The following is a 5,383-nucleotide window of genomic DNA, read 5'->3' as shown; positions in this document are numbered from 1 at the left end:
GGTGGTGAGAGGGGATGAGAGGACGGGGGGGCCTGGTCCACCTGGAGATAGGCCACAATCGTCTCCACCGCCACCGCTTCGCCTTCTTTGAAGAGCAACTGGGCGATGATGCCGCTCTGGGGGGCCTCTAGCTCAAAGATGGCCTTGTCCCCTTCCAGGTCCGCGAGGACTTGACCTTCCATAACGGTTTCACCGACCTCGACGTGCCACGCAATCAGGGTCGCCGCTTCGTCAGACGGAGCAATCCTGGGCACAGTGATGGGAATAGTTTCAGCAGCGGAAAGTAGGCTGGGGGCGGTTGTCGCTGCCGTAGGAAGGGTAATTCCTAGCTGTTGGACAGCCTGGAGGATTTTTTCGACAGAGGGCAATAGTTGCAACTGGCTGGCGGCATGGAAGGGTAAGTGGGTATCTGGGCGCGTTACCCGGCAACCCTGGAAGGTCAACCCCAATTCCTGTAACCGGACCAAAATCTCGGCCCCGAGTCCGCAGGTCTGGTTATCCTCATGGACGACCACAACCCGGTGGGTGCGGGCTACAGAAGTATGGAGAAGTTCCATGGGCAGGGGGCTAAGACGCTGGAGGCTGACCACCTCTGCCCGTCCACCCAGTTCAGCGGCGGCGGACTGACAGAGGGCAACCGTATTTCCCCAACCAACTAGGGTAATCTCCCGACCTGGACTCTCGATACGCCCCGGTTGGTCCCAATCACGCTCCGTCAGCCGTTGGACCGGGAACCGTTGATTGAGTAGAGCTTTGGGATAGAGGTACAGCGTAGGCCGCCGGGAGACAAACGCCCGTAACAACAGATAACCCGCTTCCAAGGGCGTGCTGGGCATCACCACATCAAGACCAGGGATATGGGCAAAAATCGCCTCATTACTCTGGCTATGCCACGGTCCCAACCCGGCCCGATACGCGCCCGACGGAGCCATGATAATCATCGGACATTGCCATTGGCCCTGGGTACGCCAGTGCATTGTCGCCACTTCGCTGAAGATCTGGTTGAGTCCCGGCCCGACAAAATCAATGAACTGCAAAAAAGCAATCGGTCGTTCCCCAGCAATAGCCCGTCCCACACAGGTCCCGAGGATCGTCGCCTCCGCTAAGGGGGAGTTGGCAACCCGCCCCGGAAAACGGGTGGAAAGGCCCCTGGTCAAACCAAAAACATCCCCCTTCGGGTCCTCAATATCCTGCCCAAACAAGAAAGTCCCCGCTTCCTGGTCTAGGAGTAAGCCGAGGGTTTCGTTGAGGACTTGACGGAGGGTCAGTTCCTCAGCCTGTTGGAGTCGTTGGGTGAGTCGGGCTTTGAGGTGGGCGGGGACGGCGGGAGCAGGGGCAAAAAGAGACGGTTCGACATCACCCACCACCGGGGCGGGACCCGGTTCAGTGGCGCGGATCGCTTGGTCAATCTCGGCTTGAGCCTGGGCATAAATAGTTGTCACTTCGGCCTGGGTCCACCATCCGCGCTCCAGACCCACGGCTTGCCAGCGCAAAAGGGGGTCCCGCTGGTTCAAGTCCAGCATTTCCTGAGCGGGGCGGTAGACGTTCTGGGCATCGGAACTAGAGTGACTAGCGAGGCGTTCCAAGGCACAGATCAGGATTTGCGGCTCCCCCCGGCGGGCGGCGGCAATACACGGCTCGGCCTGTCGGAAAAATCCGGCGGGGTCGAGGGCATCGACCCGATGAATCGGCACCCCCATGAACTCCTGACTCTCCCCCCGGCTCCAGAAGGTTTTTCCTTTGGTGCTCGTGGAGATCCCATACCCGTTGTCCTCAATACAAAAAACTAAGGGCACTTGTTCATTAGCCGCCTGAGCAATTGCTTCATAGACTTCGCCCTGCTGAGTCGTAGCATCGCCCAACAGACACAAAACCACTTGACCCTGGGCGGCTTTTTTGAGGACAGCGGCAGTTCCGACGGCGTGGAGGGCAGAGGAACCAACCGGACTGGAGAGCGAGACCACCCGTTGCGCCAACGCACTAAAGTGGGCCGTCATCTGCCTACCCCCAGAACTGGAGTCAGCATTGGCAAAATAGGTAGCAAAAAGTTCCTTTTGTGTAACCCCACGGGCCAGGAGTAGGGCACGGTCGCGGTAGTGGGGATAGAGCCAATCATCTGCCGTGAGGCAATCTTGCAGGACGCACAGAGCCTCGTGCCCCCCCGCCGACATCTGAAAAGACTGTCCACGACCTTGACGGACCAGACTCTCTTCGGCTTGGTCAGCAAGACGCGATTGCACCATCCACCACAGCCAACGGCGGGCTTGTTCGGGGTCCATGGTCATAGCAACCACACTGAGTACCTATCCACTGTTCACCCCCGCTTAGCCATCGTAAAAGTTTACTGGAATTCAGGCACCACTGCACCAAGACCCCGGCCCAGCTTTACCAATCGTTAACCTCTAACAGGTGTTGAGCGGCTTGGACCCCAGCCGTATAAGCTCCCTCAACCCGGCCCCCCGCGCACCAACAACCCGTCAAAACTAAGGGTGGTGCATCTAGGGCCAAGTAAGGTTCTGGGAGACTGGTGCGGGGTTGGGCATACCGCCAAAGATGGGCCTGGGACCACAACGGGCGGGTCAAGTCTAGCTTGGTGTAGGGGGCGAGCCGTTGGTAGGCATGGGCGAGGAGCCGTTCAATGATCCAGTCGCGGTCCTCGCTCAGATATTTTTCAGCGAACTGGGCGGTGCTATGGAAGACCAAGACCACGGGCGCAGGCGCGGGGCGTTTACTGGAATCCACCGCACTCCAACTAATCACCGGGTCCTCCCAACGCATTCCCCAAGGCAGGTCCCCTGGGTCAGCCCCATAGCCCGCTAGCACGGCAAGACAAGGATCGAAGGTCAGGGCTTGGACTTGAGCTAGTTCTAATTTGGACTGCGAACTCAACAAAGCGAGACTCTGGGTGGGCGGCGGGGTCAGCAGTAGCGTTTGGGCCGTGAAAGTTTGTCCGTCCTCAGTGATAGCTTCCCAGTGGTCTTTTACTACACTCAGCCCGGTTACTTTCGTCTCACAATGAATAGTTAACCCTTGGGCGAGGTGTTTAGCCACCGTATTCATCCCGTCTGGACAGGCGTAGCGCGGATAACAATAGTCCGCTTTTGCCGCTTCAATTTTGCCCAAAGTCAAGGTAGGTATGCTCTCTAGCCAGGAGATGACCGTCCCCGCCCTTAGCATTGGAGCCAATAAAGCCTGAAATTCTGGGGTACGGCTGGTAAAATACTGTGCCCCGTGGTCCACCCGTACTTCCCCCTGAGCGGTAGTAACACGCCGCGTCGCCATCCGTCCGCCCACCCCCCGCGATTTCTCCAGGACCCGCACCTGCCGTCCCTGGTCCTGCAACTGCCGTGCTGCTGCCAGTCCACTGATCCCCGCGCCCACAATCAAAACTTCATCCACAAATTTATCCAGGCTCCCCCCCATCCTAATCTCGTGGCAATCCCGCTAGGCCCAATGCTCTGTATGATGTTGGATGAAGCGAAGTGAAGCACATGGATATCGTCACCATTGGTTGGATCGCGCTAATTTTGTCTTTCATGACCTCCCTGGCCTTGACGGTCTGGGGACGTGGCGGGTTCTAGACCGTCATGGTGGAGATTTTCCTGTTCTGGGCCGTCGTCCTCCTTCTCGTTCTAGTGACGGGCGGGGTGATTTACTTGACTTTGGCGGATTGGCGAGACCGTCAGCGGGCTAAGGACCAGGAACGACGACGGTGAAGCCCCTCCGCCCCATACTCTGCTGGGCATAGGCGTGGTGGGGGACCAAGGCTACAAAGACAGAAGAGCGAAGATACGAAGAGCCGTTTAGAGGACGGGATGTAGTAAGTAGTCCAGCTATTCAACAAGCAGTTAAACCGGATAAGTTGACCTCCCGTCCTCGTAGGCTGTTGGGGATGCAGCGGAGGGCGGGTTTCAATGCTGCACCCAAACTCCTGAGTAGGGCAGGGTACCCCCGACCGGGTACCCTAAGGTCAACCCCGTGAGGAGGCCCGATGCAAGAACCCCTAGATACCCGTACCCTCAGTCCCCGCACTCCCCGCACCCAGCCCACGGGCCGCCCCGAACCCACTGGGGACGGACGCACCCCCTACGACACCATGGGGTTCAAGGACTTGACTGCGCGGGCACTACAACTCAATGCCTCGGATATCCACCTCGCCGTGGGTGAGCCGCCGCGCTTTCGCATCCGAGGAGAAATCGAGCTTTTTAATCTACCAGTGGTGACAGAAGAGACGTTCCAACGCTGGCTGGGTGAAATTTTGGGACCCGAGCAACGACAGCGGTTTGAGCAGGAACAGGAATATGACACAGCGGTTTTTTATCCCGACTTAGTGCGCTGCCGGATCAATATTTTTATGGCGTTAATGGGTCCGGCAATGGTAGTCCGTTTGATTCCCCTCGTCGCCAAGGGCATTGATGAACTGGGTCTACCCGCCAAACTCAAGGACATTGCCGAACAACCCAAGGGCCTCATCCTCGTCACTGGACCCACAGGCTCTGGGAAATCCACCACCTTAGCGGCCATGATTCGCTATCTCAACGAGAACCACAAAAAAAATATCATCTCCATCGAAGACCCGATTGAGTATGTCCACCAATCTCAGAAATGTTCGATCCGACAACGGGAAGTGGGCATCCATACCCACAGTTTTGAACGCGCCCTACGCTCGGTCCTCCGTGAAGACCCAGACATTATCATGATTGGTGAGATGCGGGACCGCCTCACGGTGGAGATCGCCCTCAAAGCGGCTCAGACCGGACACTTGGTTTTTGGCACCCTGCACACCAACAGTTCCGTGGCAACGATTGACCGACTGCTCAATATCTATACCCCTAGCGAACAGGAACCGATGCGGCACCAGATGGCGGAATCCTTAGTGGCGATTGTTTCTCAAATGCTCGTCCCCTCCAACGATGGGGGCCGTCGCGCTGTACTAGAAGTTTTCATCAATACCGTCACTGCCCGCGATTATATTGACCGGGGGATTTACGACGAGTTGGCCCAACTGATCCCCAACTGTGGGTACGAAGGAATGCAGACGATGAACCAAGTTCTTTTCAATCTCGTGAAAGAAGGAACCGTCAGCCCCGAGGTTGCCGAAAAATACTCCCCAGTCCCTAACGAGATGGCCCAACTCCTGCGCGGTAAAGTCAGCAACGCCGAGGAAGCCACCCGTGATGAGTCCCGACGCGGCGGACGTGATAGCGGCTATTCCAGTTTCAGCCGTCCTAAACGCTAGCTAACGGTCATCGCCTTGACCGGGATTGGGCGACGGTGGGGCTTGGAACTCTTCGAGAACGTCCAGAGATTCATCTTCTTCTGTTGCTGAGACCGGCGGTGGAACAGGCTTCGGGGGGCTGGTGGCGAGGGTGAGGGCCGGGGG

5 protein-coding genes are annotated in these 5,383 nt (G+C 57.7%); 3 read left to right on the top strand and 2 right to left on the bottom strand.

Annotated features, from left to right (window positions below; genetic code table 11):
• Both HFM78_RS16005 and HFM78_RS16000 read right to left on the bottom strand, forming a co-directional pair.
• Window positions 1-2,285: thiamine pyrophosphate-dependent enzyme (locus HFM78_RS16005; RefSeq protein ID WP_287130463.1), on the bottom strand; the 2,285-nt coding region annotated here is incomplete at its 3' end.
• Between the two features lie 100 nt (window positions 2,286-2,385).
• Entirely contained in the window at window positions 2,386-3,423 is a 1,038-nt protein-coding gene (locus tag HFM78_RS16000) for an NAD(P)/FAD-dependent oxidoreductase (RefSeq protein ID WP_287130462.1), read from the bottom strand.
• 68 nt (window positions 3,424-3,491) lie between these two features.
• On the opposite strand from HFM78_RS16000, the gene HFM78_RS15995 reads away from it, so the two are divergent.
• The 3 genes from HFM78_RS15995 to HFM78_RS15985 all read left to right on the top strand — a co-directional run bounded on the left by HFM78_RS15995 (window position 3,492) and on the right by HFM78_RS15985 (window position 5,239).
• A complete protein-coding gene (locus HFM78_RS15995) occupies window positions 3,492-3,581 on the top strand; it encodes a cytochrome b6-f complex subunit PetN (RefSeq protein ID WP_287130461.1) in 90 nt (29 codons plus the stop codon).
• Between the two features lie 6 nt (window positions 3,582-3,587).
• Window positions 3,588-3,716 (top strand): hypothetical protein, encoded by a 129-nt coding sequence (locus HFM78_RS15990; RefSeq protein ID WP_287130460.1) that lies wholly within the window; start codon window positions 3,588-3,590, stop codon window positions 3,714-3,716.
• Between the two features lie 275 nt (window positions 3,717-3,991).
• The gene (locus tag HFM78_RS15985; RefSeq protein ID WP_287130459.1) at window positions 3,992-5,239 is read left to right on the top strand and encodes a type IV pilus twitching motility protein PilT; all 1,248 of its coding nucleotides are present in this window, start codon (window positions 3,992-3,994) and stop codon (window positions 5,237-5,239) included.
• Window positions 5,240-5,383 lie beyond the last annotated feature (144 nt).

Origin of the sequence: Candidatus Cyanaurora vandensis (assembly GCF_013285555.1) — a bacterium.
GTDB classification, from domain to species: Bacteria; Cyanobacteriota; Cyanobacteriia; order Gloeobacterales; family Anthocerotibacteraceae; genus Cyanaurora; species Cyanaurora vandensis.
This window is presented reverse-complemented; position numbering and strand designations above follow the sequence as displayed.